This window comes from Glycomyces rhizosphaerae (assembly GCF_042647865.1).
GTDB classification, from domain to species: domain Bacteria; phylum Actinomycetota; class Actinomycetes; order Mycobacteriales; family Micromonosporaceae; genus Glycomyces; species Glycomyces rhizosphaerae.
The window spans coordinates 289,903-315,797 of record NZ_JBHRWO010000012.1; the positions used below are offsets into that span (position 1 = coordinate 289,903).

A 25,895-nucleotide genomic window follows, 5' to 3' on the forward strand; every position below is an offset into this window, starting at 1 on the left:
CTTCAGGAGAGCAGGTCGCGGTAGACCGCGTGGAGGCGTTCGGCCTGCCGCCTCCACGTCCACTGGTCGAGCAGCTCGCCGTCCTCATAAGCCTTGCGGTAGGTCTTGGGGTCGTCCAGGACGGCCATGACCGCGCGGGCCAGATCCTGCGGGTCCTCGGCCCGGCAGACCTCGCCTTGGCCGGTGCGGCGCACCATGGCGCTCATGGTCTTCACCTCGCTGACGACGATCGGCAGCCGGGCGTGCGAGTACTCGAAGAACTTGGTGATCAGCGCCAGCTCGTGGTTCAGGTAGTGGTGGATCGGGATCATGCCGACGTCGGCCTGGGACAGGTACGGCACCACCTGCCAGTGCTCGACGTACGGGAGGACGTGGAGCCGCTCGGCCACGCCGAGTTCCGCCGCGAGTGCGCGCACCTCGGTCATGAACGCCGAGCGCAGGTTCCCCACGATGAAGGCGCAGTGGACGCCTTCGAGCAGCGGCAGCGCCCGCACCATGTCGGCCAGGCCCCTCTGCAGTGCGCCGCCGCCGCTGTAGACCATGAGCGGCGTGCCGGCGTCGATGCCGCATTGCTCTCGCAGGCTCGGCGGCTCGGCCCCCTCATGGACCTCGTCGACGTCGGGGGCGTTCATGACCACCTCTGGCGTCTCGCGCAGCCCGTGACGGTCGCGCAGCAGATCGGCCAGGGTCTCGGAGACGGTCACGACGGCGTCGGCGTACCGCCCGTACTCCCTCTCGTGCCCCATCTGCGCGGGGTGCCAGCGCGGGTGCGGATTCCAGAGGGGGATGCCCGGCAGGAACTCGTGGGCGTCCCAGACGAGCTTCACTTCGCGTCCCTTGGCACGGGCCCGCAGTTTCGCGCGGGCGCCGACGCCGAGCATCTGGAAGTCGTTGGCGTGGATGAGGTCCGGTTCGAACGCGTCGATGGCGCCTCGGAAGGCGATCTCGAGGTCCCACAGGGCGGGGTCGAGCCTGCGCCAGGCGCGGTCGCCCATCGTCTTGAGCCAGAAGGCGGTGGTGAGCCGGTCCAGCGGGGACGTCATCTCCGTCCTGCGGTTCGCGACGCGCTTGGTGCTTCCGGCTCGCAGGCCGATCCAGGTTCCGGCGATCTTGACGGCGACGCGGCGCGGCAGCAGTCCGAGGCGCCGCATGGTCGCGGCCGGGCGCGAGCGGCCCGCCACCGCCTCGCGGGCCATGATCTCGCCGATCTGGGTGCGCCAGACGCGTACCTGCTGCGCCCGCTGGCGGCCCATTGCCGGGAACCGGTAGGCGAGCGGGGCGAACAGCCTCGGCGTGCGCACTTCGTGGGCGCGCGTGCTCCGGTACTTGAGCGGGAGGAGCCGCACTTCGGCCTCGCCGAGTTTCCAGGCGACCTCTCTCTTGCCGGGAGCGCGGCCGAGCAGGAGCACGTCCCAGCCGGCATCGGCGGCCGACCTCGCCTGCTTCTGGACGCGTGAGTCGCCTTGGACGCCGTTTTGGACCAGCATCACGATGCGTCGGCGTGGAGAGGGGGCCTGAGTCATGGCAGTCGGCTGCTTTCGGGTGGGGAGCAAGACAAAGTCCATTTCGGACAGTGCGAATCGAGCGGGCTCCGCCCCAAGCGGATGAACCGACATGGGTTGGTGCCGTTCGGATTTCGTGACGACCACACGAATGCCGAACCGAAACCGCTAACGAAAGTGCCTCACATCACAGATATGGCTGACTGACGCGAGGCGGCTCGCGCCGAGCAAGGGCCGGCCCCGGGCGCGATCGCGCCCGGGGCCGTCTGCGCTACGGCTCGGTGTCAGGAGCTCCCTCGCCGCACTGGTGCGCTCTAGCAGCGGCAGATGACGATGCCGGGCTCGAAGGCCGCGTTGCGATCCCGCGGCTCCTCATTGTGTCCCCAGCCGTCGGTGTGCGCCTTCTCGTGGGCGCCGACTCGGTCCCAGTCCGACTGGCCCGCACCGTGTCGCTCCATTTCGCACTTGTCGTACACGATGTACCAGTCGCCCTCCGACCACCATGTGGCGTAGGCCAGGACGCCGTCGTAGCAGTCGCCGCCGTAGTAGGTGGGCACGACGCCGTCGATGTCGGGCGGATAGGTGTGCCCCTTGTCGCCGTGGTCGAAGGCGCTCGCATCCTCTGTTGCGGCGGCCCGCTCCTCCTCGGGGGTCGGATCGGTGATGACGCTCAGCGGAAAGACGTTCCCGCTGTGGGCGTGCTCGTGGTCCTCGGTGGTCGGGTTCGGGGAGTCCAGCGACGGCGTCAGGGCCATCGCCAGCGCGCTCGCGGTGGCGAGCAGGGTTTTCAGTGGCATACGCGCTCCTTTGGGGGAGTTGAGACGAAGTATGCGGAGATCGGAGTCTCTGTCATTAAACTTTACATATAGATTGGTATCTGTCAATCCACGCAAGAAGGCCCTGTGCGCGATCGCGCACAGGGCCTTCAGGATTGGATTATCGACGTGCCGTCGTCGCGTCGCCGATCACGCGCGGGGCGATGACGACCCGGTCGATGTCCGGCGCCCAGGCGCTGGTGTTGCCCAGTGTCAGCGACTGGTCCGCAGTGGACAGGGTGACCGGGATGGTCCGCTGCGAGAAGCTGTTCCACGAGTACGTGTAGCGGAAGTACGCGTGGCCCACCTGCTCGCCGCCTTCGCTGACCTGCAGCAGGCGGTCCACGACCTGCGGGTTGTAGTCGTGCTGGCCCGAGGTCTCGGCGTTGGCGTAGTACACGGTCAGGTCGTAGTCGCCTGCCGCGTCGAAGCCGTCGCGGGCGATCTCGACAGTGTTGGCCGTGCCGTTGCCGATCCAGCCCACGAAGGAGCTGCCGGAGGCGTTGGTGCCGGTGCTGTCGGCGAGGTTCGTCACCGAGGCCTGGCCGTGGAGCGTCATGTCCTCGGCCTCGACCGAGACGGCCGCGTCATCGGCGCCTCGGTTGCGGATCGTGGTGAGCGACTGGACTACTGCCCCGTTCGGGGATCGCAGTTCGATCTCGTTGATGCCCTCGTTGAGGTACACGGTCGAGGTCGAACGCCACTTGCCCTTGCCGGAGGCGCTCACTTCGGTGACGGGCACGCCGTTCACCGTGACCTCGACCGAGGAGGCCCCGGTGGAGGCCCAGTCCACGGCCAGGTCGTAGTAGCCGGTCTCGATGGCCGTCGCGTACAGGTCCGCCCGGCCGTCGCCGCTGATCGCGGCGCCGCCCCGGGTGTTGCCGTTCCATGTCAGCGAAGCGCCGTCCTCAAGGCGGAAGCCCGAAGCCGGGTACTGCGTGGGCTCGCCTTCCTCCACAGAGGTCAGTGAGACCTTGTCGAGCGTGATGTCCGAGTTCGGGAGCTTCGTGGTCCCGTCGGCGCTGGAGCGGATCGACAGCGTGTGGCTGCCGGCGGTCAGGTCCACGAGCACTTCGGCGCTGCCGCGGTACTTCCACCTGCTGTTGGCGTTGAGCGCCAGGTCGGCCGCGTACTGGACCGTGCCCGCCGACTCGTCGTCGACGAACAGCGCGTGCCTGCCCGGGACGCCCGGAGCGCCGCCGATCACCTGGAGCCGGTAGGTCCCGTCGTGCGGCACCTCCACGTTCCATTCGGCGCGGGAGCCGACCTGGTTGAACGAGCCGACGTCCTGGCCGCCGGAGGCCAGGAACTGCCAGCCGCCGCTCGCCTGCGGGTCCTGGGTGTACACGGTCGCGGCGGTGAGGTTCATGTCCTCGGCCTCGATCGAGTCCTGCCACGGCTGCGCGGCCGCGGCGGCTTCGACGTCGCGGGTCTGGTCGGGGGTGATCACGAGCTGGTAGCCCGCGTACCGGTCGTAGGTCGCCACGTCGAGCTGCAGCTGCCCGTTCTCAAGGGCCACACCGTCGTAGGCGGCGATGACGCGCGGGGTGCCCGCGAGTCCTTCGGCGCCGGTGTGGGCGTTCTCGCGGATCTCCACGTCGACCGTGTCGCCGAAGATCGCCGGGTCGAGCCCGCTGAGGTCAAGGGCCACATCGTTGTCGGTGCCGCCCCAGAGGACGGTCGCCTTGCGGTTGGCCTCGTCGACGGCGCCGATGCCCTGGAGGGTGTCGACGCCGCCCGGGGTCGGAGGGGTGACGCGCACGGTCTCGCTGCCGTCGAGGTCGCCGTACCACTTGAACATCCACCAGCCGGCGTTCGCGCCGTTGGGCCTGGCGGTGTTGTCGGAGAGGTTGCCCGCGTAGTTCCAGTACGCGGTCTGGGCGTCCACCTTGGTGTCCTCGAACATGGTGAACCACTGGATCAGCTGCCCGGGGACGCTCATGTCGCGCAGCATCCCGTACTCGGTGATGTTGACCGGGATCGGGTCGAGGCCGAGGGACGCTTCGAGTTCGCGGTAGTCCGCGAAGTTCTGGCGGTAGGTGCCGAGGTTGTTGATGCCCAGCTCGTGCCAGATGAAGATGTCCGGCAGCGAGTCGTTCGCCTTGGCGAATTCGAGGATGTCGGCGCTGCGCTGGGGCTGCCAGCGGGTGTCGCCGGGGCCGCCGATGCGGGCGTGGCCGAGGTCGTGGCGCTCCCAGACCTCCTGGATCTTCTCGTAGGAGGCCTGCCAGTCGCCGAGGAACTGGTCCTTCTGGTTGGCCCAGTCGGGGTACCAGTTGCCGCCGTCGGGCTCGTTGAACGGGATGAAGACGTAGTCCTCGGGGCGGTCGGAGTCGGTGGCGACGGCTTCGGCGACGAACTCGACCACTTCGAGGTAGTCCCAGACGCCGTTGCCGCCTTCGGTGTACGTGCCGTCCTCGAGGTTGTAGGTGCGGGTGTCGCCGGGGCGCCGTCCGCCGTTGTAGGACCAGTCGGGGTAGTAGTCCTGCACGTAGATGTACATGTCCTCGCCGTTCTTGGCGAAGAATCCGTCCTCGACCTTGATGGCGTCGCCCGAAGGGTGCTGGGTGCCGTAGGGCGCCTTCTGCGAGGTGTTGGTGATGTGGGCGCCGTTGATGAGCGACTGGGTGGGCGCGCCTTCGTCGCCGAAGCCGTAGAGCGTGCCGGTCGCGCCGCCGCGGAAGTCGCCGGTGCGGTCGGCGAAGTCCACGGCCAGCACTTCCGGCTCTTGGGCGACGGCGGGCTCGCCCGCCAGCCCTGTCACGGCGGTCGCGGCGACCGCCGCGGCAGCACCAGTGCTCATGAGTCTCCTCAGCATCAGATGGGTCCTCTCTTCATTGAGATTGAGGGTTGTCGACCCTTGGATCGCAGGTAGACGGTACCGATTTTTGATAACGATTTCAAGACACAACTTGAAATCGATTTCAGATCTGGTTATGGTTCGAGCTGCGAACGACATCGGCGGCCGACTCCCGGCCCCGATCCAGAGATGCGGACAAAGGGGTATCGTGACCGATCAGTTCTCTTGGGGCAGTGGACGTCTCGGCTTCAGGTTCGAGTACGGACCGGACTCGCCGGTGCAGATCGCCGGCGTCACGCGCGACGGGACCGCCGTCCCGGTGCACGCCGTGCCCCTCGTCGAGATCACGACCGCCCAGACCGGGAACACCCCCGCCGCCGATCGGATTTCCCACACCCAGCTCGGCCTGGCCCTCCGCTACGCCTCCCACACCGAGGAGCGCGACGGCGTCGTCCGCAAGCTGGTCATCCGCCAGACCGCGCCCGGCGTCGAAACCACCCTCACCCTCGAACTCTTCGACGCCGCCGAGAGCGCCGTCCGCTCCCGCGTCGCGATCCGCGCGACCGAAGAGAGCACCCTCGTGCTCCGCTCCGCCGCCTCCTGGTCCTCAGGCTTCACCCGGCCCGGCACCTTCGACGACGACAACCTCGTCGACTGGCACCGCGTCCAAGGCGTGAGCGACTGGTTCGGCGAAGGCCGCTTCACCCGCACCCCCATGCGCGGCAACGACTTCCCGCGCCTCTCCACCCAATTCGCCCACAGCACCCACGACTCCCGCGGCTACTATGCCGTCACCTCGGACGGCACCTGGTCCACCGGCCGCCACCTCCCGGTCGCAGGGTTGGAGTCGGCGTCCACCGGCCTCGCCTTCGCCTGGCAGATCGAGCACAACGGCGCCTGGCGCTGGGAACTCGGCGAAGACCTCCAAGGCGGCTATGTCACCCTCTCGGGCCCCACCGACGTCGACTCCGCCTGGACCCGCGTCGTGCGCCCCGGCGAAGCCTTCACCACCGTCCCGGCCACCGTCGCCCTCGGCGCCGACTTCACCGAAGCCGTCGCGGCCCTCACCGACTTCCGCCGCGCCGCCCGCCGCCCCCACCCCGACAACGCCGCCATGCCCGTGGTCTTCAACGACTACATGAACACCCTCCTCGGCGACCCCACCACCGAGAAACTCCTCCCGCTCATCAAGGCCGCCGCGGAAGTCGGCGCCGAGATCTTCTGCATCGACGCCGGCTGGTACGACGACGGCGGCGACTGGTGGCCCAGCGTGGGGGAGTGGCAGCCCTCCACCACCCGCTTCCCCGGCGGCCTCGGCGAGGTCATCGACGCCATCCGCGACGCCGGCCTCGTGCCCGGCCTCTGGCTCGAACCCGAGGTCATCGGCGTCCGCAGCCCCATGGCCCACAAACTCCCCCCAGAGGCCTTCCTCCAACGCCACGGCCAGCGCATCACCGAGCACCACCGCTACCACCTCGACCTCCGCCACCCCGCCGCCGTCGCCCACTTGGACGGCGTGGTCGACCGCCTCGTGAACGACTTCGGCATCGGCTTCTTCAAGTTCGACTACAACATCAACCCCGGCCCCGGCACCGACCTCAACGCCGACAGCGTCGGCGACGGCCTCCTCGGCCACAACCGCGCCCACCTCGTCTGGCTCGACGGCGTCCTCGACCGCCACCCCGACCTGGTCATCGAGAACTGCTCCTCCGGCGCGATGCGCATGGACTTCGCCGTCCTCTCCCGCCTCGCCATGCAGTCCACCTCTGACCAGCAGGAATTCACCAAATACCCGCCGATCGCCGCCGCCGCGCCGATCTCGCTCCTGCCCGAGCAGGCCGCCAGCTGGGCCTACCCGCAACCCGAGATGAACGACGAGGAAGTCGCGTTCTGCCTCGTAACCGGCCTCCTCGGCCGCTACTACGTCTCCGGCCACCTCAACGAGATGACCGAAGCCCAGCGCACCACCGTCGCCGCCGCCGTCGAAACCGCGAAAACCCTGCGCGGCTTCATCGCCACCGCACACGCCCACTGGCCCGCCGGACTCCCCGACTGGACCCAACCCTGGATCGCCCTGGGCCTCACCGGCGAAGACGAAGACCTCGTCTCCGTCTGGCGCCGAGGCGGACCCGCATCCACCGAACTGCGCTTCCCGCACCTCGCCGGACGCGACATCACCGTCTCGACCGTCTTCCCCGCCGACCTTCCCGAATGGAAGACCGCCTGGAACGCCGCGACCGGCACCTTGACCGTGCAGGGAGACGGCTCCGAAACCGCCGCCCGAACCCTGCGCATCACTACCGATTCCTAAGTCCCTCAAACAAGGAGAAAGTTCAATGAAGAACAGGTTCCGCAACGCGCTGGCGATCGCCGCCGCAGGCGCGATCGCACTCACCGGCTGCTCCGACCCCGGTGCCGACACCGGGTCCGACGGCCCGGTCAGCTGGCCCGAGCAGGACGCCGACCTCTCCGGCACCACGCTCACCATCTGGGCCGCCCAGAACTCGAACACCGTGCCCGACAGCGTGATCGCGGGCTTCGAGGAGCTCACCGGCGCCGAGGTCGAGGTCGTCACCATCCCCGACCCGTACGAGCAGGGCGTCCAGACCAAGGTCGCCACCGGTGACAAGCCCGACCTCGCGTTCTGGCAGCCCACGGCCTCCCAGCTGACGGCCCTCAACGCCACCCAGAACCTCCAGCCGCTCGACGACGCCCCTTGGCTCGACTCCTACAAGCCCGAGCTGCGCGACATCACGGGCATCCTGGACGACACCCGCTACGCCACCCTCATCACGACCCCCGCGGTCGAGGGCGTCTACTACAACAAGGAGGTGTTCGCGGCCAACGGGATCACCGAGACCCCCACCGACTGGGACTCCTTCCTGCAGACCGCCCGCGACCTCAAGGGCGCCGGCGTGACCCCGTTCCACGAGATGGCCGCCGACCGCTGGGGCACCCAGTGGTGGGTCCAGGTCCAGCTCGCGGACGCCGCAGCCGACGGCCTCTGGGACCGCGTGAACGCCAATGAGGAGTCGTTCACCGACCCGACCATCCAGGGCGCCATCGACACCTACAAGGGCCTGATCGACGAGGGCCTGTTCAACGAGGACATCAAGACCGCGACCTTCGAAGACCAGGGCGCCGCGCTCCTCGCTGGCGACGCCGCCATGGTCATGCAGGTCAACTCCTTCTTCGGCCAGCTCCAGTCCCTCGCCGACACCGAGGAACTGAACCAGAAGATCGGCTTCTTCCCTATCTCCCCGTCCGGCAACACCGGCACGTTCATCCCCGACCAGTCGAACGCCCTGGTGGCCTTCAAGACCGGTGACGAGAAGCAGGAGGCGGCCTCGCGCCAGCTCCTGTCGTACTGGATGGGCGACGGCTACGAGGACTTCGTGACCGCCCAGAACACCATCTCGCTCCAGACCGACGTGGAGACCCCGGCCTCGGTGCCGGAGGCCCTGCTCTCGGTCAGCGACTCGGTCGGCACCTCGGTCGGCTCCATGCAGGCCCTCGCCATCGCCAACCCGGACCTGTACATCTACCTCGCCGACATGATCCAGGGCACCAAGACGCCCGCGGAGGTCGCCGAGGCCACGCAGGCCCAGTTCGCGGAACTCGCCAAGGCCCAAGGCGCCGAAGGCTTCTAACCCTCCCCACGGTTTGTAAGAAGCAGAGGGGCGCCGGGCAAGGGTCAAGACCCCGGCGCCCCTCACCTCAGCAACGTCGCTACCAGGAAGGCCAAGCCACGTGACCACCATGCTCGCCAAGGGCAAGGCAGGACCCCGCCGCCAAGACCATCCGCTGTGGTTCCTCATCCCGGCACTCGTGGTCCTGGTCGTGTTCTTCTTCGTCCCCACCGTCTTCAACTTCGTGTACGCGTTCACCGACTGGTCGAGCTTCAAGAGCGCCATCAACTTCGCCGGGGTCGACAACTTCACGTCGCTGTTCTCCAACGGCACCCTGCTCAACTCGCTCAAGGTCACCCTCGTGTACGCCGTGCTCGTGGCGATCCTCCAGAACGCCTTCGGCCTCGGGCTCGCGCTCCTGCTCGAAAAGGACACCCGCGTCAACCGCGCCGTCCGCGTCGCCTTCTTCGTCCCGGTCATCATGTCCGCGCTGGCGGTCGGCTACATCTTCCAGGCCCTGCTCAAGCCCGACGGCGCCCTGAACGGCATCCTGGGCGGGCTGCTGGGAACCGAGATCACCATTCCCTGGCTCGGCGACACCACCTGGACCATCGTGGTCGTCGCGGTCGTCCACTCCTGGAAGTGGATGGGCCTCTCGATGCTCATCTACCTCGCCGGTCTCAAGACCATCAGCGAGGACGTGCTGGAAGCCGCCCGCCTCGACGGGGCCGGACGCTGGACCATGTTCCGCTCCATCCGGTTCCCGCTGCTCGCCCCGGCCGTCACGTTCAATGTCGCGACCGCGCTGCTCGGCTCCATGAACGGCTTCGACATCGTCCAGGCCACCACCGAGGGCGGCCCCGGCGGCACCACCGAGCTGCTCAACATCTTCATCTTCCGGACCTTCGGACAGGGCCTGTTCGCCCAGGCCACGACCATGAGCCTCGTGCTGTTCCTCCTGGTCACCATCCTGGCCTTCCCCGTGATCCGGTTCCTGCGCAAGCGAGAGGACGTCCTGTGACCCTCACCGTCGAGCGGCCCGAGACGGCCGCACCCAACGCCTCCGCGCGACGCAGGCCGCGCCGCCGCTTCCCCGTCCAGCCCATCGCGGCCATCCTGGTCGCGCTCCTCGTGCTCGGCGTCCCGTTCTGGCTCGTGATCGCCACGGCCGCAAAGGATCAGGCGGAGGCGCTGAACCCGAACCTGTCCCCGCCCAGCGAATGGCGGCTGTTCGACAACTTCGCCACCGTCTTCGAGGACGGCCGGATGCTCGCCGGGTTCTTCGGGAGCCTCCTCGTGATGGTCCCCGCCGTGGTCGGCGTGCTTATCCTCGGCTCGATGGCCGCGTGGATCCTCGGCCGCCGCGGCGGGAAGCTCACCGCCGCGATCTACGCGCTCGGCATCTCCGGCATCGTGCTGCCGCCCGCGGTCGTCACGATCGTGCTCCTGCTGCGCCAGCTCGGCCTCGCCGGGACCGCGCTCGGCATGATCGGCGTCTATATGGGCATGTATCTGTCCACAGTGATATTCTTTGTGACGGGTTTCGTGCGTACCATTCCGCACGAATTGGAAGAGGCCGCCCGCGTCGACGGGGCCGGGCCGGTGCGCACCTTCATCCGCGTCATCCTGCCGCTCCTGCGGCCCGTGCTCGCCACCGCGACCATCCTGATCTGCCTGTACATCTGGAACGACGTGTTCTACGCGCTGTTCGTGATCGGCGGCCGCCTCGACACCCTCCCGCTCAACCTCTACCAGGTCGCGAGCGCCGGTTTGTATCTCCAGAACTGGCACCTCATCTTCGCCTATATCATCCTCATGAGCCTGCCGCTCCTGATCACTTTCGTGGTCGCACAGCGCAGGATCATCTCCGGTATCACAAGCGGAGCGGTGAAATGAACACGAGTACCAGCGGTGCCGTGAAGTGAGGAGAGCAGTGGGCAGAGCGGGGAAGAACCCGACGATCTCTGACGTCGCCGAACTGGCGGGCGTCTCGGTCCCGACGGTCTCCCGCGTGCTCACCGGAGCCGCGAAGGTCAGCCCCGCCAAGCGCGCACTGGTCGAGGCCGCCATCGCGGAGCTCAACTTCCGGCCCAGCGCGGCCGCCCGCGTCCTCGTCTCCCGCAAGTCCCGCACCATCGCGGTCATCGCGGGCAACACCTCCCGTTACGGCTACGCGGAGACCATCCGCGGCATCGAGATCGCAGCCCGCGCCGAGGGCTACACGGTGATGATCACCGTCGTGGAGAGCGCCGAGGACGAGGAAGTGGACCGCGCGGTCGCAGCGGTCCAGATGCAGACCCTCGCCGGGGTCGTGGTCCTCAAGTTCGATCCGCCCGGGGTCGCTGCGCTCCACAAGCTCGGCACCGACCGGCCGATTGTCGCGCTCTCGGGCACTCGCGAAGCCGGTGTGCCCCAAGCGGTTCTCGACGAAGCGGCCGCCGCCGAGGAGCTCACCGAGTACTTGCTCGCCCTCGGCCACCGGACGGTTCATCACGTCCGCGTCCCGCCCTCGCGCCGCGTCGACGGCCGCACCTCCGGCTGGAAGCGGGCACTGACCAAGGCGAACGCCCCGGTCCCCGCCGTGCGGGACGCGACCTGGGACCCCAAGAGCGGCATACCGATCGGCCGCGATCTCGCCGCCGACCCCGAGGTGACGGCGGTGTTCTGCGGCAACGATGAGATCGCCATGGGCGTCATGCGCGGCATCACCGAAGCGGGTCGGCGGGTTCCTGAGGACATTTCGGTGGCGGGCTTTGACGACCACCCGCTCGCCGAACTCTGGTCGCCGCCGCTGACCACGGTGAGGCAGGACTTCGCCGGCCTCGGAAACCGTGGATTTCAGCTTCTCCTGGAAGCGATCGACGAGACCGGTGACCGCCGCTACTCCTCCGAGCGCCCGGCGCTCGTGTTGCGCGAGAGCACGTCCGAACCGAGGACCTGAGACGCCTGACGACATTGGCGGGAGGCCGGGCATCGCCCGGCCTCCCGCTTCTTACATGGGTGTTGTGTGAAGTCGGAGTCGATCCTCTAGCTGCTGGCGCGTTCGGCGAGCCAGCCCGCCATGGCCCGCACGCCGTGGTCGATGGCCCGCTCGTCCGGGTCGAAGGTCGGGAAATGCGGTGCGGCCGTGACGATGTCGGTTCCCGGCGCCTGGACCCCCAGGAAGCTGAACGTGCCCGGCAGCTCGTCGAGGAACAGCGCGAAGTCCTCGCCGTTGAACGGGAACGGCGCGTGCATCACCACCGTCGAGTCCGCGCCCGTCGCGCGCCGGAGGTGACGCTTGAGTTTGTAGGCGTCCCATTCGGGGCAGATCATGGCCGGGAACGGGTCGGTCGGGAACGACACCTGAGCCTCCCCATAGGACTCGCTGATCCGCGCCACCTCGTCCCGGATCTCGGTGTAGCGCTCCTCGGGCCAGCACCGGAAGGACACCTTGACCTCGGCCTGCTCCTCGGAGGCGTTCTCGCCCAACCGGGTCCGCATGAACACGAACTCGGCGAGCGGGCCGTCCGGGACCTGCACGTCATCCACGATCTGCTGCATGTCGGCCGAGGCCGCAGGGACCGCCACGGTGCCGAGCGTGGCCAGTTCGGCGGCGAGGCGCTCCGCGCGACCGATCGCGTCGGGACCGGTGAGGACGACCCCGCCCCGGTCCAGACCCGGCAGACCCGACCCCGGCGTCACGGCGATGACGCCGAACGGCAATGGCCCGCAGTGAATCCCGTGGATCTCCTCCGCACCGGTCCAATCCAGGACCCCGTCGGCGATCATCGCCCGCGCACCCTCCAGCGACTCTTCGGCGGGCTGGAAGAGGAACACGACCGCGCCGCTCAACTGGTCCCGCAGTCCCGCGAGCACTTGCGCGACGCCGACGCCGATCGTGGTGTGCAGGTCGTGACCGCACAGGTGCTCGAGCCCGTGCTGCCCGTAGGTGGCGTCCATGTCGGCCCGGTACGCGACCGTGCGGCCCGGCCGGGAACCCTTGAGGACGCCGACGACCCCGTGCCCGCCGACGCCGGTGGTCACTTCGAGACCCGCATCCGAAAGCAGCTGCGCCACAACGCCTGCGGTGCGGACCTCCGCACCCGAGTCCTCCGGGTTCGCATGGAGGTCCCGGCGCAGCGCGATGAGCTCGCCTTCGAGGTCCGCTGCGGCCGAGTCGATCGCCGCCTGCTCGATCCGGCACCCGGAGGCCTGGGCGGGGGAGGGGGCGGCGGCAGCGACGACGGCCGCAGCCGCGCCCCCGATGACGAGGCGACGGGTGAGGGGGCTGGGTCCGGTCATGATTCCTCCAAAACTGGCGGCGTTGCCGCGTGGTGACATCAGTCTTGGCGATTCCGGCTCGGAAGTCGGTAATGCAAGCCCCCCTCTTCTCCCTGAAGGGAACCCCCGCGTCGAGGTCGAGCTGCGTCCACCTGCGGCGCCGCCTCCCCAGCCCCTCGCCCTTTCTCAACCAGATGGTTGACAACGAGCGCGCAGGGGACTAGCGTTGTATTCAACCAACTAGTTGAGGACGATCAGTGGGTGACAGTACGAACCAGCTCGACCGGGCCTTCGCGGCACTCGCCGATCCGACCCGGCGCGACCTGGTCGCCCGGTTGTCCGTCTCTGACGCGACCGTGGGCGAGCTGGCGGAACCGTACGACGTGAGCCTCCAGGCGATCTCCAAGCACGTGAAGGTGCTCGAGGACGCCGGCCTGGTGACCCGCAGCAGGGACGCCCAACGCCGACCCGTCCACCTGAACACGGAGGCCTTCGACCTCATGACGCAGTGGATCGAACGCTATCGCCGCGAGGCGGAGGAACGCTACCGCCGACTCGACGCCCTACTGGCCCGAATGGCTCAGGACGACGACCGGCGACCTGACAAGGAGGAAGCATCATGACCAAGCACGAAACCGCGATCACGGCAGATGCCAAGGTGCCGACGATCGAGATCACCCGAGAATTCGACGCGACACCCGAACGGGTGTTCCGCGCCCACGTCGACCCCGAGCTCTACGCGGAGTGGGTCGGCCCGCGCTCGTCGAAGATTCAGATCACCCGGTGGGACGTCCGCACGGGTGGCGAGTGGGCCTTCGGGGACGACGAATACCGCTTCTTCGGCAGTTTTCATGAGGTGCGCCCGAACGAACGGATCGTTTGGACCTTCACCTACGAGGGTGAGCCCGACGGTGTCTTTCTGGAGACGCTGACCTTCGAACCGATCGAAGGCGGTCGCACGCGGCTGCGGGTGCTGAGTGTGTCGCAGGACTTCGAGACCCGTGACGGCATGCTCGCGAGCGGCATGGACGTCGGGGTCATCGAGGGCTACGAGAAACTCGACGAGTTGCTGCTGTCCCAGGAAGAGGCGTAGACGGTGACAGAGAACGGGACGCACCACGAGGTGCCTGACGATCTCGCTGGGCGGCATGCATACGACGCCGCGCACTTCACCGCCCTGGTCGACTCGGCACGGGCTGAGGACTGGAAGCGCCCCAGCCCGGTAGCCGAATGGACGGCCCTGGATGTGGTCAAGCACCTCATCGAATGGTCCCGCGGATTCCTCAAGGGGGCGGGTATCGACCTGGAGCCCTTGGACATCGAGGTTGACCCGGAGGCCGCGTGGAAGCGGCACGTCGCCGATATTCAAGAGATCCTCGACGACCCCGCGGGCAGGGTCCTGAGCAACCCGCACATCGGCGACAAGCCCGTGGACGAGGCTATCGACCAGTTCTATACCGGGGACATCTGGTTGCACTCATGGGATCTGGCCAAGGCACTCGGCCGCGAGCCAGAGCTGGGGCAGGAACGCTGCCGCGCGGCCTTGGAGGGCATGAAGTCGATGGAGCACCTGCTGCGAGACAGCGGACAGTTCGGCCCCGCCGTGCCCGTTGACGAAGACGCTTCGCCGCAAGACAAGCTCGCTGCCTTCATCGGCCGAGACCCGGCCTGGAAGCCCGAAAGCTGACCGGTGCAAGGAGAGACGTCGAGGGCCGGGAACCGCTTTGCGGTTCCCGGCCCTCGCATGTAGGTCTCTGTTGTCAGCCTGCGGCGTTCATCAGGGCGCCGAAGTCCTTGGGCGACAGGTCGAACACGGGGGAGTCCGTGTCGAGCTTCGAGTCCCGAAGGTGGAACCCGGCGTCGTCAGAGCAGAAGGCGACCTCGACGCAGTCGGAGTCGTTGCCAGAGCCGCTGCGGACGCTCTTGCGCCAAGCTCGGCGAACCTCGACGCAGTTGGTGTTGTTCGTGGCACCGCTACGGGTGCTCTTGCGCCAAACTGTCACGCCTGTCGTCATCGTGGTAGTCCTCGATTCGGATCGCCAAATTCCACAGCATCTTGCGGATCTCATCGTAACCCGCGATCCTGTCAGGATCACTGATGCACCAGCTGGAGTCGGCGATCTCGGTGTAGACGAACGGAGGGCTTGCGAGCTTGTTCCTCCCGGGCTTGTAAATGTCGAAGCTGCCCAGTCGGACAGGCACGGGTGCGCGGAGGATCCGGATCACGATTCCTGGCTTCTGAGCCCAGGACCGCAGGTGGGCCATTTGCTCTTGGTAGATCTCCTCCGAGATCTGCCGGAGCATCAACAGGGCTCCCTCGCCGATGAGGAAGTGCACCGTCGGGAGATCGGTACGCGCTTCGAGGGATTCTGCCCGCTCCTCCTTGAATCCCCACCCATCTTCGAGATCCTCATCCGTGGCGAACGGGTCAATCACCCGAACTACGTTGTCGTGGTACACGCGGATCTGAAGAGGCCCTGGGATGATCAGGATGTCGAACTTGAAGATGAAGCCGGAGTATTCCTCCGCAAGTGCAAGAAACAGTGCGTTGTAGCGCATGTCGGCCTCGATGGGCGTGCTGTTCTTGCGTGCCCGCGCGACAGACTTCATGTAGCTGCAAATCTCCGCGCTCAGGTTGCATGCGCTGGCAAGGCCATCGATGGCGAGGATGGGGATATCGGTCTTGCCCTTCTCCCAGTCGCTGATGGTGTCCTTCGAACGGTCGACTTCGTCGCCGACTTCTCGCTGCGATCTCCCTGTTGTGTTGCGGCCCTTCCTAATCATTGTCCTCAGGAACCACCTGCCTGAATCCTGTTCCGCCATTCCTGCCCCCTGCCGTGATCTGGCGTAGTCGGAGGATCACTATTGCACAGAGCATTCGAAGATGGAACCTGCGGAGATTCGTTGGGGGAGTGGGAGAGGTGGAGAAATCCGGTCGGAAAACTCCACCTCGGATCCTCCACAGTCCTCTTTGGGTAATCAAGTCTCTACTTGTGACCTGCGAAAATACCACCTAGATTCATGGATGTCGAGGGCTTGCTGTACCGCTTTCGGCAAGGTGGAAGGCCCAAGGGTGATGCTTGCTGGAAAACCTTTGTGGTCCCCGTGCCTGAATCTGTCGGAAATCCGACGGTCTGAAAGGGAGAAGCGAAGATGACAAATGACCGTGGCACCTTCCACGACGACTACCGGACCTATCGGGTCCGCGCGTCGAGCGCCGATGCGCCGGACTCGTTCCAGGTGCTGACCGGGAAGGGCGAGGACATCGTGCTGATCGTCTCGGGCATCAATTCCGCTGAGATGAAGGCGACCTGGGGCCCGTTCTGGCGGTCCTTCAAGCCGAACTGGAAGGTCTGGGTGGAGGAGTCGGCCTTCCGGGTCTTCTACAACCAGCGCACGCCGAACGAGTCGGACCCGGGCAAGTGGAGGTTCTGTGAAGGCTGAGACCGCCCTCGCCCATCCCGACGATGACGGCTGGCTCGGCGACTTCCACAGGGGCCCAGCGGTGTTCAGCGTCTACCGCGAAATGGTCGACCGGCACCCGCTGGTCCCGGACGAATACCGGATCACCTGCAACGACGGGGCGGGTCCGCGGGTGATCTGCCGGTTCGTCGACGAGCGCGAAATGGTCCCGGAGTGGTTCGGCGCCTGGAAGAACGACGAGTGGTGCGAGTGGATCCTCAAGCGGGCCCTCGCCCTCGTGGCCAACCCGGAGAACACCTGAACCTCCGTCCAGACCGCCCTCGGCGCGGCAACCCCCAGGGCCGCAACCGAGGGCATCCAAAAAGGGCCGGGCGATCCAAGGTGGAGGATCGCCCGGCCCGCTGGGAATCGTGCCGGTCCGCTGCCGGTCTCCGTTTTCCCTCGGCCGCAATGCGGTTCGGCTTCAAGACGGCAGCGACAGCAAGGCGGGAGCTGAGCAGGGAGTTCGTGGCCGGGTCGCGGTCGGGCGATGTTGCGGCCGAGCCGAATGGGCGGTGCCAGTCGTTGGCGCTCGTCGGTCTCGCTTTGCTTGCGCCACAAGCCATCAGCGACTGCGAGGTCGGATCGGGCCCTGGGTCGTGTGCCCGGGGCCGGGTCGGTCGATGCCGCCACCTGGCTGGCCTCCTCGCTTGCCGCCTGGCCGGCCGGGTGGTGCTGGTTGCGGCCTGTTCGGCCGTGCCTCGGTTGGGCCGCAGCCAGTTGGGGATGGCACGGTTGGTGCCGGTGCCGGTGCCGGTGCCGGTGTTCGGGGCGGCGGCAATGGCCGTGGCGCCCTCCCCGATCCTGACCGCCGCGCTGAGGGCAGCCCTGCTCGCCGTGGCGGTGCCGGTCGGTGTCGTCTGCTGCGTCGCGCGGGTTCGTTCGCGCCGTCGAGCATCGGGCATCGTCGTGTCAGTCATGTTCATGGACATGGTCTTTCACCTCCTTCCAGCATCCAGGTTCGAGCTTCGGTCCTACCGTGTCTTGCCTTGCTTGGAGTCGGCCCGTTCCTGTGGGCCGTCTCGCGGTGGGGTGTCGTCTCCTTCATGGTCGTGGGTGCTTTGGTATGTCCGGCCTGTGATTGTCGGCCGGTCATCTCGCCGCAAGTCGGCTTATCCACCTTCGGGACCTCGACGGGGGCAATGGCACAAGCATGGAAGCGGTCGGATCTCTACGCTTCTGCAGCGCGGGCGACTGGTGCTTCTACGTGGTCAACGGAGTATCCGGCCAGAGGCTTATGTCTTAGTCTGCTTTCCACCGGACTCTGCGTCTACTGTGTTCGGATTTCGCATCCTTGTGCGTACTTTCAATTATCCGCGATGCGAGGTCGGGCGGCAACACCCACAAGGTGCGAAAGGTTTCGTGTTCTGCGACCCCGCCGCGACCGGAGTCATTGCGCCCCAACCCAAACCAGGCCCGCCACCCGAGATCCGCCTCCACCCGTCCACCTCCTCGTCGCTGCCATCTTGAACACCGGGAAATCCGAACCGCAATGCCGGCAATCGCACACGCTCCACACAGCACGGTGAAGCCGTCCAGTTCCTCAATTGCGATGCGGCTGCGTTACAGGTCGGGCCGCTGGAGGTGTGCGAAAGCAATGTCCAGCGCGGCTGCCGGGTCCGGATCCGTTCCGGCGAGATCGGGGATCTCCAGGACGAAGCGGGCGAGCAGGCGAAGTGGCAACTCGTCCGCGTCGCGGCCGGTCTCCTCGGCGATGACCCGCGCGAGCGAGGTTTCGCAGCCTGTCAGGGCGCACCCGCCCCAAATTGCCACCGGCCGCCGGTCGACCCGCGCTGGTCGAGCGCGCGGCCGGTCGGCTGCCGTCGCTTGAGCAGTGTTGAGACAGTGGACGGCCGCCGTGTTCTGTTGTCGCGTCACCGCAACAATGAACAACGGCGGCCGTCCTTCGCCACCAGGCGCGATAGCTCGCACATGGGACTCCAAGCGGAGTATCAGATGCCCGATCCGTTGCCGGACGTGTCGGTCCACCAGGCGTGGTATTCGTTCAGCGAGAAGCGCTTCGACTCACCGCTGGTCGAGGTGATCTCGAGGCCGAACTGCATGGTGTCGAAGTCGGTGTTGACCAGGAGTCCTTCCGACGCGGCCCATTGCCAGACCGCCAGGGCGTCCACGTAGTCGTCATTGCTCTGCTGGGCGGGGAAGAGCTGCAGGACGTTCCAGCCCGGGGCGGCCTGCCAGACCGACTCGTAGAGGATGCCGCCGATGGTCACGTTGGAGGCGATCTGCTCCCCCCAGCCGCCGCCCCCTCCGGTCGGATACCAGCTGGTGAAGACCATGATCTCGTCCTGGTTGTTGCTGGACCAGAGGTCGGCCGTCCAGTTCCACCAGTCGCCGCTGGCGATGGCGGGTGACGACGTCTTGTAGGTGAACCCGGCATTCGCCATCTGCGACAGCGGGGTCTGTGGCCGGACCCCGGTGTTCGGGTAGGACTTGATGCCGCCGCCGGACTGGGTCGAGTCGACGTACCAGGAGTTGACGTTGTTGACGGTGAGGCACTGGGCGCCGGCGTTGTCGCCCCAGATGTTGTTGTAGACCGTCCAGTCGTTCTGGTGGTATTCGCCCCAACGATCGCACGAGTAGTAGGCCTGGGCTTGCGCCGGAGTCCCGAAGCTCAGGAGTCCCGCGACCACGAGGGCGACCAAGGCCAGTCGACCGAGAACGGCCGACCTGATGCTGACAGTTTTCATCTGACCTTCTTTCTTGCGCGCTGCCTGTGCCTGCCATCGCGGCGCGCAGATTTCGTGTCGGAACGTGTCAGGAGTGACACCTGACACGATATATAGATATGTTCCTATATATCGGGCGTAGCTGTCAATGTTTGAGCGCCTGAATAAACAAATAAAAATCCGATGAATCCGTCGGTTCGGCGAATCGGCCTTCATCGACACGTTCACCGTCGCTTTCAGCGAAGCGCGTCGAGCAGGTCGGACACCGGTCCGGCGGTGAGCATCCCGCTGCCCGCGCCGGCCAGTTCGCCCGCCGCCGGAGCGAGCGCGGCTTCAGCATTGGCAATCATCGTCTTGTCTCCCAAGGCGATCGCCGCTCGCCCGGTGAGGGCCCACATCGCTTCGGTCAACAAGTCGCCCGGCGGCACCGGGGTTCGCTGGAGAGCCGCCACCGCCTCGTCGTGGCGCCCCGCCTCCAGCAGGAGGAGCGGACTCGTCCAGGGTTCGTAAGGGCCCCAATCGGTGTCGTCCGCGAATCGCAAAGGCCGACCGTGCTGCATTCGTACGCACAGCATCGCGAGCGGCAGTAGACCCCGCTGCACCCCAGGCATTCCCGCCCCGTCCAGCCTCGCCGCCGCGGACCGATAGGCGGCCTCAGTCTTCTCGAACGGCGCGTCGCGGGCCGCGAGTCGCATCGCCCGGTACCAGTCGGTGAAGACCCCCGCGCCCGGCCGCTCATACCGCTCGGCGAGCGACTCCACCGCAGCGGTGTGCTCGTCAGCGCCGTCGAAGTCCGACAGCGCGCTCCGCGCCTGGAGCCGCACGAGATGGCCGAGGATCGCATAGGCGGGCAAGCGATGCCGAGTGGCGAGCGCGACCAGCTCGGCCCCGATCCCGTCCCGCTCCGGAGCCAGACCCGTCCGGTGAAAGGTCTGCATGAAGACGCCGTTGAGCGCGAACGCCAGCAGCGCGGGCTCGCCCAAGCTCCGGGCAAGCCGCTCGGCTTCGGCGGCGGCTTGGGCCGGGCGCGGGCCCGGCACGCCCCGCGATTCGACCGCGACGACCGAAAGGAGGCGGGCCCGGTCGACCTCATGCGCGTCGGATCCCAAGCGCGCCAAGGCCTGCTCGGCGGCGGCCACGATGCGGGCGGACCGCGCGGGATCGTCCGAACGGGTCCAGATCGCGGGCACGTCGTAGCCGCCGATCACCCGCGCGGCGAGTTCCGGGTCGTCCAGACGCTCGGCGGCCGCCACGGTCGCGGCCCACTGCTCCTGCGCCGCACCGAGTCCGGTCCCGCCCGTCAACGCCAAGCTGCGGAGCAGGCCGACCGTGGACTCCAAGCGCGCAGGGGACTGCCGGCCCACGGTCTGGTCGTACGCCGCCGCCGTAGCGGCCCAGACCTGTTCGGCCCCTTCAGCACCGGGATCGGCCTGGCGGAGCAGGTCGGTCTCCAGCCGCCGCAGGCGCACGTTCGGCTCGACACCCTGCCGCTCGTCGAGCAGGGCCCTGGCCCGCCGCAGGACCGCGAGCGCGTCCGCCTGCCGCCCCGTGCGGTACAGCGCCAGCGCCAGCAGCCGCCAGGCCTCCTCACGCCACGGATGCTCGGCCACCAGCGCATCCAGGTCCGGCACCGCCTCGCCCGGCCGTCCGAGCTCCAGCAGCGCATCGGCCCGCCGCTCGATCGCCGCCAGCCGCAACTGGTCGAGTCGTGAACGATCGGTGCCGGCCCAGGCCTCGTCGAAGTCCGCATACGCCGGGCCCCGCCATTCACCGAGGACCCCGTCGAGCAAGGCGAGCGCCTGATGCGATGGCGCCGTAGCGGCCTCGGCGACGGCCGCCTCGAACCGCCAAGCGTCCACGGCCTCCGGCTCCGCCCGCAACGCGTACCCCGGCCCCTCGGTCACGAGCAGCCGCGCCGGCGAACGAGGCCGCCGATCCGGCTCCAGCGCGCGCCGGAGCGCCGCCACGAACGTCCGCACCGCGCCCACCGCACCCTGAGGCGGCTCGCCCCAGAGGTCGTCCACGAGCCGGTCCACCGGCACGACCCGCCCGCGCGCGACCACCAGCCGCGCCAGCACCGCCCGGTGCCGGGGACCCCTCAGATCCAGTTCGGACCCCGCCTCGTCCCAGGCGAGGACCGGGCCGAGCACACCGATTCGCACGCGCAAGGGCACCTCCATCCGCTCGTCAAACTATCGCGCTCATTGAACGCTCATCGGCGACTCGCAGACTCGAGGACATCCACCGAACCAGAAGGAGCGACCATGAACCTCGCGATACCGGGCTTCGACCACCGGCGCATCGCCGTCGACGACGAGGTCTCGCTGCATGCGGCCGTGGGCGGGGAAGGAAGCCCGATCGTGCTGCTCCACGGCTTCCCGCAGACGCACCTCATGTGGCGCCACGTCGCCGCCGACCTCGCGGCCGACCACACCGTGATCGTCCCGGACCTGCGCGGCTACGGCGCGAGCGACAGGCCCGCCGAAGTAAGCCCCGAGACGTACTCCAAGCGCACCATGGCGACCGACATCGTCAACCTAGCCGCGCGCCTCGGCCACCGGCGGTTCGCGCTGGCCGGGCACGACCGGGGCGCGCTCGTCGCGGTTCGCGCGGGCCTCGACCACCCGGAGGCGGTCTCGCACCTCGCGATCCTCGATGTCGTGCCGACCCTGGACATGTGGGAGGTCCTGCACGGGGCGAACGCGGCGGTGGCGTTCCACCTCTACCTGATGGCCCAGCCGCCCGGCCTGCCCGAGCGGATGATCGCCGCGAGCGCCGACGAGTTCTTCGGGTTCTTCCTCGACGCGTGGACGAAGGACCCGGAGGCGATCCCGGGGCCGGTCCGCGAGGAGTACCTGCGGGCCTCCCGCGAGGCCGTGGCCTCGATCGTGGCGGACTACCGCGCTTCGGCGGGCGTCGACATCGACCACGACCGGGCCGACCGCGCGAACGGGAACCTGCTGCGGATGCCCGTGAGCGTCGTGCAGCAGGACTGGGGCGCGGCCCTCGGCTACGACGCGGCGGCGGTGTGGCGGGCCTGGGCTCCGGACCTCGACCACCGGCTCACCGGCGCGGGCCACTTCATGGCCGAGGAGGACCCGGCCATGATTGTCAAGGCCCTGCGCGATCTCTTGGCGCGCTAGCGAAAAGGCGTGCCTCCCGAACCGGGAGGCACGCCTCAGGGCTCTCAGGCGGTCGCGGGTTCGAGCGCGCGCTGCCACAGGGTCACCGAGAGCCAGACGACGGCCGCGGCGAGCGCCACGAGCGCGAGCTGCAGGGCGACTTCGGGGACGAGGGCGCGCAGGCCGATCGGGAAGGTGGCGGCGGCGTACAGCACCAGCGGGACGCGCGGTGCACCGCTGCGCCAGAGCCCTGCCGCGTACACGACCGCGGCGAGGATGAACAGGATCGAGGCGACCGTGAGCGCGGTGCCGAGCGGCCCGGCCCTGAGCGTGTCCACTTGGGCCGGTTCGAGGTAGGCGAACACGAGGTTGATCACGAACTCGACGCCCACGAGCGCCGAGACCGACGCGAGGCTGGCGATCAGTCCGACGGTGAGCAGGCCGCTTCTGGTGCGGCGGCAGGCGATGTAGAGGCCGAGCATGAAGCCGATCGCGAAGATCTGCGCGAGCGGGGCGAGGAGCTGCGTGACCGGGGTGGTCGGCAGGATCTCGGCCCGCTTCGCGGTGTTGACGAGGATGATCGCGGCGCTGAGCCATCCGGCGACAGCGGCCAGCCGCAGTTCGAGGTTGACGAGGGGCAGGGACATGGAAGCCTCCAGGAGGAAAATAACGCTTGTTATCGCAATAACGATTGTTATGCTGGCGGAGGCGCCCTGTCAAGCACGGTGCCGCACCGTGTTGAACCGTTATCGAAAGTGGAGCCGTCCATGACGTCACCGACCGTCGCCGAGCAGCTGGTCCTCGGTGGACGCGACCTCATCAGTCGCGAAGGCACGGGCGACCTCTCGGTGCGCCGCCTCGTCGAGGCCGCGGGCCGCTCGACCATGTGCGTCTACAGCCACTTCGGCAACCGCAAGCGGCTCCTGGCCGAGGTCTACCGCTCCTGCGGCGATGACCTCGTGGCCGCACTTACTAAGGCGCGCAACGCGAAAGACCTTGAACGCGACTACGCGGCATACGCCCGCAAGGAGCCCCGCCACTACCAGTACCTCTTCGCCGCCGACCTCGACGGCTTCGGCATCGATCAGAAGCTCCGGCTCGACCTCATCGCCTCGGTCGTCGACTTGGCCGCGGACCGCCTCGAAGGCGCCTCCAAGGACGAAGCGCTCACCTGGTGGCTCCGCGTCCACGGCGCAGTCTGGCTCGACACCGTGCAGCGCCTCGCAGGAGACCCGGACCGCTTCGACACCGCGGCCGTCCTCGGGGCTGGATAGCGACCGGGCGCGCAAAAAGGGCCACCGGAGAACGGTGGCCCCTGAGCGCTCTGGTGTTCGCCGGGTGTCAGGCGCTGCCGAGGACGGCGGTCACGCGGATCTCAACCCGCATGCCGGGCGCGCCGAGTGCGGCGACGCCCGTCTGCGTCCAGATCGGAGCCCGGTCGCCCATGTGCTTGCGGATCTGCTCCGACATGACGCGGGTCGGGCGTTCGCCGATGAACTCGGGATCGTCGGGCACGTGGTAGGAGTTGAGGTGGACGACGTCGCGCCAGGTCGCGCCCGTTTCGGCGAGGGTCCGCTCGACGTTGTCGAAGGCCTGCACGATCTCCTCTTCAAGGTCTTCGGGGAACTCGATGTCGTCGTTCCAGCCTCCCTGCCCCGAGATCTCGATGCGGTCGCCGAGGCGCACGGCCTGGCTGTATCCCAGCAGGCCGTGCAGTTTCTCGCCGAATCCGGGGGTCACGAAGAATTCCGGCTCGCCCATGTTGTTCCCTTCGATTTGACTTCATGATTGAAGTAATCCTAACATGTTTCACTTCATGCGTGAAGTCATTATCGCTCGGTATAGTGCCGCTATGGCCACCACCGAGACCCCGGAATCCGCCGACGGCCCGACCGGCGAGGCGCTGTGGCTCAACGCTGCCGAGAAGGAGGCGTGGACCGGGCTGGTCTCACTGATCCTGCTCCTGCCGGGACGTCTGGAGGCGCCTCTGCAGAGCGAATCGGGTCTGAGCCTGTTCGAGTACCTGACCCTCAGCCACGTCTCGGAGGCCCCGGACCGCCGTCTGCGGATGAGCGAACTCGCCTTCCTCGCCAACGGTTCGCTCTCGCGGCTCTCGAACGTGGTCAAGCGATTCGAGCAGCGGGGCTGGATGGAGCGCTCACCCGATCCCGACGACGGCCGCTATACGATCGCGCACCTCACCGATGCCGGATACGACGTGGTCGTGGCCGCCGCGCCCAGCCATGTGCGTGCGGTCCGCCAAGTGGCCCTCGACCGCCTCAATGCCGCCGACCAGCAGGCCCTCGCCCGCATCGCCGAAAAGCTCCGCGTGCGACCCGTCGACCTCGCCTGAACACCGACTGAGAGGACCAGCCAGTGCGCCGCGATTCCACCAAGGCCGGATCTGAAGGGCCGCAGGCGCGGTGACCGCCGCCTTCTTCACCGGGCTGGCCCTCGGGCTGGCGCTGATCGTGCCGATCGGGGCGCAGAACGTGTTCGTGTTCGGGCAGGGTGTCTCGCTCGGCATGCCGAGAGCACTGTGGGCGGTCGTCGGCGCGGCCGTGTGCGACACGATCCTGATCGTGCTCGGCGCGGCCGGAACGTCGGCGCTGCTCAACTCGGTGCCGGGCCTGCGTCCCGCGATGCTCATCGCGGGCGCGCTGTTCCTCACCTACCTCGGCGTGAAGTCCTTGCGCACCAAGCCGACCGAACTCGACGACGAGACCGGCGTCTGGTCCAGGGGCCAGGTGCTGCGCCGGACCATGGCCGTCTCACTGCTCAACCCGCATGCCATCCTCGACACCGTGGGCGTGCTCGGCGCGGCCATCACCGCCCAGGCCGTGGCCACACGCCTGCCGTTCGCGGCCGGCGCGGTGGTCGCCTCCTGGGCCTGGTTCCTGGTGTTGGCGACCGCCGCACACGCCTTGCGGCGCTTCATGACCAAGGAACGGCGCGTCTGGTTCGACCGGATCTCCGGCCTGATCCTCCTGGTGTTCGCCGTGTGGCTCGCGGTCGAATTCGTCCAGACGCTCGTCTAGTCGGTGCCGTCCCGGTCCGGCGACAGTTCGAATACCCGCACTCGCCGACCCGACCCGGGGCTCACGGTCTCGTGGAACAAGCGCATCCCCAGCTTGACCATGATCCGCTCGGACGCATCGTTGCCCACCTGGGCGACGCTGACGATCCGCTCGAGCCCGCGCTCCTCGAATCCGAACCGGACGACGGCGGTCGCGGCCTCGGTGGCGAGGCCTTGTCCCCAGTGGACGGATCCCAGCCGCCAGCCGACCTCGACCGCCGGCAGCAGCTCCGGCAGGAAGCGGGGCACTGCGAGACCGGTGAACCCGACCATCTGGCCGGTCGCGCGTTCCTCCAAGGCGAACAAGCCGAAGCCCTCCGTCTCCCACTCGCGCTCCCACGCTTTGATTCCGTCGCGGGTCTGCCGTTCGTCGCGGACGCTGCCGTCACGGATCCAGCGCATGACGTCGGGGTCGGCGTTGATGGCGGCCATCGGCGCGACGTCCTCTTCGCGCCAGCGGCGAAGGATCAATCGGGGAGTTTCGAGCACGACCATCCGAGCATTCTAGGCGGGGCTTTCACCCCCGCTTTTTCGATCTC

General features: G+C 67.9%; 26 protein-coding genes. 14 read left to right on the forward strand and 12 right to left on the reverse strand.

All coding sequences use genetic code 11. From position 1 onward, the window contains the following. Positions 1-2: 2 nt before the first annotated feature. The 3 genes from ACFO8M_RS15645 to ACFO8M_RS15655 all read right to left on the reverse strand — a co-directional run bounded on the left by ACFO8M_RS15645 (position 3) and on the right by ACFO8M_RS15655 (position 5,120). Positions 3-1,487 (reverse strand): glycosyltransferase family 4 protein, encoded by a 1,485-nt coding sequence (locus ACFO8M_RS15645; protein WP_387977456.1) that lies wholly within the window; start codon positions 1,485-1,487, stop codon positions 3-5. 329 nt (positions 1,488-1,816) lie between these two features. Continuing rightward, entirely contained in the window at positions 1,817-2,299 is a 483-nt protein-coding gene (locus ACFO8M_RS15650) for a hypothetical protein (RefSeq protein WP_387977212.1), read from the reverse strand. 139 nt (positions 2,300-2,438) lie between these two features. Further along, positions 2,439-5,120: a hypothetical protein gene (locus tag ACFO8M_RS15655; protein WP_387977214.1), complete on the reverse strand. Its 2,682-nt coding sequence runs from the start codon at positions 5,118-5,120 to the stop codon at positions 2,439-2,441. 205 nt (positions 5,121-5,325) lie between these two features. Between ACFO8M_RS15655 and ACFO8M_RS15660 the strand changes: the two genes are divergently transcribed. The 5 genes from ACFO8M_RS15660 to ACFO8M_RS15680 all read left to right on the forward strand — a co-directional run bounded on the left by ACFO8M_RS15660 (position 5,326) and on the right by ACFO8M_RS15680 (position 11,687). Then, positions 5,326-7,428: a glycoside hydrolase family 36 protein gene (locus tag ACFO8M_RS15660; protein ID WP_387977216.1), complete on the forward strand. Its 2,103-nt coding sequence runs from the start codon at positions 5,326-5,328 to the stop codon at positions 7,426-7,428. A gap of 25 nt (positions 7,429-7,453) precedes the next feature. After that, positions 7,454-8,767: an ABC transporter substrate-binding protein gene (locus ACFO8M_RS15665; RefSeq protein WP_387977217.1), complete on the forward strand. Its 1,314-nt coding sequence runs from the start codon at positions 7,454-7,456 to the stop codon at positions 8,765-8,767. Between the two features lie 109 nt (positions 8,768-8,876). Next, entirely contained in the window at positions 8,877-9,767 is an 891-nt protein-coding gene (locus tag ACFO8M_RS15670) for a carbohydrate ABC transporter permease (RefSeq protein WP_387977458.1), read from the forward strand. Positions 9,768-9,850: 83 nt separating this feature from the next. Then, a complete protein-coding gene (locus ACFO8M_RS15675; protein WP_387977460.1) occupies positions 9,851-10,642 on the forward strand; it encodes a carbohydrate ABC transporter permease in 792 nt (263 codons plus the stop codon). Between the two features lie 37 nt (positions 10,643-10,679). Next, complete coding sequence (locus tag ACFO8M_RS15680; RefSeq protein WP_387977219.1) at positions 10,680-11,687, forward strand: LacI family DNA-binding transcriptional regulator; 1,008 nt, start codon at positions 10,680-10,682, stop codon at positions 11,685-11,687. An 86-nt stretch (positions 11,688-11,773) separates the two neighbouring features. Here the strand turns inward: ACFO8M_RS15680 and ACFO8M_RS15685 are convergent, their stop codons facing one another. Then, positions 11,774-13,030 carry a M20 metallopeptidase family protein gene (locus ACFO8M_RS15685; RefSeq protein WP_387977221.1) on the reverse strand — a complete coding sequence of 419 codons (1,257 nt, stop codon included), beginning with the start codon at positions 13,028-13,030 and terminating at the stop codon, positions 11,774-11,776. 236 nt (positions 13,031-13,266) lie between these two features. On the opposite strand from ACFO8M_RS15685, the gene ACFO8M_RS15690 reads away from it, so the two are divergent. From ACFO8M_RS15690 to ACFO8M_RS15700, 3 genes are read left to right on the forward strand one after another with little or no spacing between them, the layout of a single operon-like run. Continuing rightward, positions 13,267-13,632 (forward strand): ArsR/SmtB family transcription factor, encoded by a 366-nt coding sequence (locus ACFO8M_RS15690; protein ID WP_387977223.1) that lies wholly within the window; start codon positions 13,267-13,269, stop codon positions 13,630-13,632. Further along, positions 13,629-14,102 (forward strand): SRPBCC family protein, encoded by a 474-nt coding sequence (locus ACFO8M_RS15695; protein ID WP_387977225.1) that lies wholly within the window; start codon positions 13,629-13,631, stop codon positions 14,100-14,102. Before ACFO8M_RS15690 ends, ACFO8M_RS15695 begins: the two co-directional genes overlap by 4 nt. Positions 14,103-14,105: 3 nt before the next feature. After that, positions 14,106-14,696, forward strand: coding sequence for a TIGR03086 family metal-binding protein (locus ACFO8M_RS15700; protein ID WP_387977227.1), 591 nt, complete (start codon positions 14,106-14,108; stop codon positions 14,694-14,696). 73 nt (positions 14,697-14,769) lie between these two features. Here ACFO8M_RS15700 and ACFO8M_RS15705 read toward each other — a convergent pair whose 3' ends face one another. Both ACFO8M_RS15705 and ACFO8M_RS15710 read right to left on the reverse strand, forming a co-directional pair. Then, positions 14,770-15,024: a DUF397 domain-containing protein gene (locus tag ACFO8M_RS15705; protein ID WP_387977229.1), complete on the reverse strand. Its 255-nt coding sequence runs from the start codon at positions 15,022-15,024 to the stop codon at positions 14,770-14,772. Next, the gene (locus ACFO8M_RS15710; protein ID WP_387977230.1) at positions 14,984-15,832 is read right to left on the reverse strand and encodes a Scr1 family TA system antitoxin-like transcriptional regulator; all 849 of its coding nucleotides are present in this window, start codon (positions 15,830-15,832) and stop codon (positions 14,984-14,986) included. Before ACFO8M_RS15710 ends, ACFO8M_RS15705 begins: the two co-directional genes overlap by 41 nt. A gap of 330 nt (positions 15,833-16,162) precedes the next feature. Here ACFO8M_RS15710 and ACFO8M_RS15715 point away from each other — a divergent pair, with 330 nt between their 5' ends. After that, entirely contained in the window at positions 16,163-16,453 is a 291-nt protein-coding gene (locus ACFO8M_RS15715) for a hypothetical protein (protein WP_387977232.1), read from the forward strand. After that, positions 16,443-16,733: a hypothetical protein gene (locus ACFO8M_RS15720; protein ID WP_387977234.1), complete on the forward strand. Its 291-nt coding sequence runs from the start codon at positions 16,443-16,445 to the stop codon at positions 16,731-16,733. Before ACFO8M_RS15715 ends, ACFO8M_RS15720 begins: the two co-directional genes overlap by 11 nt. A 1,301-nt stretch (positions 16,734-18,034) precedes the next feature. On the opposite strand, the gene ACFO8M_RS15725 is transcribed toward ACFO8M_RS15720, so the two are convergent. The 3 genes from ACFO8M_RS15725 to ACFO8M_RS15735 all read right to left on the reverse strand — a co-directional run bounded on the left by ACFO8M_RS15725 (position 18,035) and on the right by ACFO8M_RS15735 (position 21,326). Then, the gene (locus ACFO8M_RS15725) at positions 18,035-18,364 is read right to left on the reverse strand and encodes a hypothetical protein (RefSeq protein WP_387977236.1); all 330 of its coding nucleotides are present in this window, start codon (positions 18,362-18,364) and stop codon (positions 18,035-18,037) included. A 59-nt stretch (positions 18,365-18,423) separates the two neighbouring features. Beyond that, positions 18,424-19,179, reverse strand: a complete 756-nt coding sequence (locus tag ACFO8M_RS15730; protein WP_387977238.1) for a hypothetical protein — start codon at positions 19,177-19,179, stop codon at positions 18,424-18,426. A 215-nt stretch (positions 19,180-19,394) separates the two neighbouring features. Then, positions 19,395-21,326 (reverse strand): AfsR/SARP family transcriptional regulator, encoded by a 1,932-nt coding sequence (locus tag ACFO8M_RS15735; protein WP_387977242.1) that lies wholly within the window; start codon positions 21,324-21,326, stop codon positions 19,395-19,397. A gap of 96 nt (positions 21,327-21,422) precedes the next feature. On the opposite strand from ACFO8M_RS15735, the gene ACFO8M_RS15740 reads away from it, so the two are divergent. Continuing rightward, positions 21,423-22,301, forward strand: coding sequence for an alpha/beta fold hydrolase (locus ACFO8M_RS15740; RefSeq protein WP_387977244.1), 879 nt, complete (start codon positions 21,423-21,425; stop codon positions 22,299-22,301). Between the two features lie 44 nt (positions 22,302-22,345). Here ACFO8M_RS15740 and ACFO8M_RS15745 read toward each other — a convergent pair whose 3' ends face one another. Beyond that, positions 22,346-22,927 (reverse strand): hypothetical protein, encoded by a 582-nt coding sequence (locus tag ACFO8M_RS15745; protein ID WP_387977246.1) that lies wholly within the window; start codon positions 22,925-22,927, stop codon positions 22,346-22,348. A gap of 120 nt (positions 22,928-23,047) precedes the next feature. Between ACFO8M_RS15745 and ACFO8M_RS15750 the strand changes: the two genes are divergently transcribed. Further along, complete coding sequence (locus ACFO8M_RS15750) at positions 23,048-23,554, forward strand: TetR/AcrR family transcriptional regulator (protein WP_387977248.1); 507 nt, start codon at positions 23,048-23,050, stop codon at positions 23,552-23,554. 67 nt (positions 23,555-23,621) lie between these two features. On the opposite strand, the gene ACFO8M_RS15755 is transcribed toward ACFO8M_RS15750, so the two are convergent. Beyond that, positions 23,622-24,041 carry a Rid family hydrolase gene (locus ACFO8M_RS15755; RefSeq protein WP_387977250.1) on the reverse strand — a complete coding sequence of 140 codons (420 nt, stop codon included), beginning with the start codon at positions 24,039-24,041 and terminating at the stop codon, positions 23,622-23,624. Positions 24,042-24,132: 91 nt separating this feature from the next. Between ACFO8M_RS15755 and ACFO8M_RS15760 the strand changes: the two genes are divergently transcribed. Both ACFO8M_RS15760 and ACFO8M_RS15765 read left to right on the forward strand, forming a co-directional pair. Further along, entirely contained in the window at positions 24,133-24,633 is a 501-nt protein-coding gene (locus ACFO8M_RS15760) for a MarR family winged helix-turn-helix transcriptional regulator (protein WP_387977252.1), read from the forward strand. 70 nt (positions 24,634-24,703) lie between these two features. Beyond that, positions 24,704-25,318, forward strand: coding sequence for a LysE/ArgO family amino acid transporter (locus ACFO8M_RS15765; RefSeq protein WP_387977254.1), 615 nt, complete (start codon positions 24,704-24,706; stop codon positions 25,316-25,318). Here ACFO8M_RS15765 and ACFO8M_RS15770 read toward each other — a convergent pair. After that, positions 25,315-25,851 (reverse strand): GNAT family N-acetyltransferase, encoded by a 537-nt coding sequence (locus ACFO8M_RS15770; RefSeq protein WP_387977256.1) that lies wholly within the window; start codon positions 25,849-25,851, stop codon positions 25,315-25,317. The genes ACFO8M_RS15765 and ACFO8M_RS15770 overlap by 4 nt on opposite strands. Between the last annotated feature and the right edge of the window lie 44 nt (positions 25,852-25,895).

What these genes read in the sequence shown, in the direction of transcription:
- ACFO8M_RS15665 (WP_387977217.1), top strand. Translation starts at nt 7,454, where the DNA reads ATGAAGAACAGGTTCCGCAACGCGCTGGCGATCGCCGCCGCAGGCGCG.
- ACFO8M_RS15705 (WP_387977229.1), bottom strand. Translation starts at nt 15,024, where the DNA reads ATGACGACAGGCGTGACAGTTTGGCGCAAGAGCACCCGTAGCGGTGCC.
- ACFO8M_RS15715 (WP_387977232.1), top strand. Translation starts at nt 16,163, where the DNA reads ATGACAAATGACCGTGGCACCTTCCACGACGACTACCGGACCTATCGG.
- ACFO8M_RS15710 (WP_387977230.1), bottom strand. Translation starts at nt 15,832, where the DNA reads ATGGCGGAACAGGATTCAGGCAGGTGGTTCCTGAGGACAATGATTAGG.
- ACFO8M_RS15760 (WP_387977252.1), top strand. Translation starts at nt 24,133, where the DNA reads ATGGCCACCACCGAGACCCCGGAATCCGCCGACGGCCCGACCGGCGAG.
- ACFO8M_RS15750 (WP_387977248.1), top strand. Translation starts at nt 23,048, where the DNA reads ATGACGTCACCGACCGTCGCCGAGCAGCTGGTCCTCGGTGGACGCGAC.
- ACFO8M_RS15655 (WP_387977214.1), bottom strand. Translation starts at nt 5,120, where the DNA reads ATGAGCACTGGTGCTGCCGCGGCGGTCGCCGCGACCGCCGTGACAGGG.
- ACFO8M_RS15755 (WP_387977250.1), bottom strand. Translation starts at nt 24,041, where the DNA reads ATGGGCGAGCCGGAATTCTTCGTGACCCCCGGATTCGGCGAGAAACTG.
- ACFO8M_RS15645 (WP_387977456.1), bottom strand. Translation starts at nt 1,487, where the DNA reads ATGCTGGTCCAAAACGGCGTCCAAGGCGACTCACGCGTCCAGAAGCAG.
- ACFO8M_RS15745 (WP_387977246.1), bottom strand. Translation starts at nt 22,927, where the DNA reads ATGTCCCTGCCCCTCGTCAACCTCGAACTGCGGCTGGCCGCTGTCGCC.
- ACFO8M_RS15740 (WP_387977244.1), top strand. Translation starts at nt 21,423, where the DNA reads ATGAACCTCGCGATACCGGGCTTCGACCACCGGCGCATCGCCGTCGAC.
- ACFO8M_RS15685 (WP_387977221.1), bottom strand. Translation starts at nt 13,030, where the DNA reads ATGACCGGACCCAGCCCCCTCACCCGTCGCCTCGTCATCGGGGGCGCG.
- ACFO8M_RS15670 (WP_387977458.1), top strand. Translation starts at nt 8,877, where the DNA reads ATGCTCGCCAAGGGCAAGGCAGGACCCCGCCGCCAAGACCATCCGCTG.
- ACFO8M_RS15770 (WP_387977256.1), bottom strand. Translation starts at nt 25,851, where the DNA reads ATGGTCGTGCTCGAAACTCCCCGATTGATCCTTCGCCGCTGGCGCGAA.
- ACFO8M_RS15695 (WP_387977225.1), top strand. Translation starts at nt 13,629, where the DNA reads ATGACCAAGCACGAAACCGCGATCACGGCAGATGCCAAGGTGCCGACG.
- ACFO8M_RS15730 (WP_387977238.1), bottom strand. Translation starts at nt 19,179, where the DNA reads ATGAAAACTGTCAGCATCAGGTCGGCCGTTCTCGGTCGACTGGCCTTG.
- ACFO8M_RS15650 (WP_387977212.1), bottom strand. Translation starts at nt 2,299, where the DNA reads ATGCCACTGAAAACCCTGCTCGCCACCGCGAGCGCGCTGGCGATGGCC.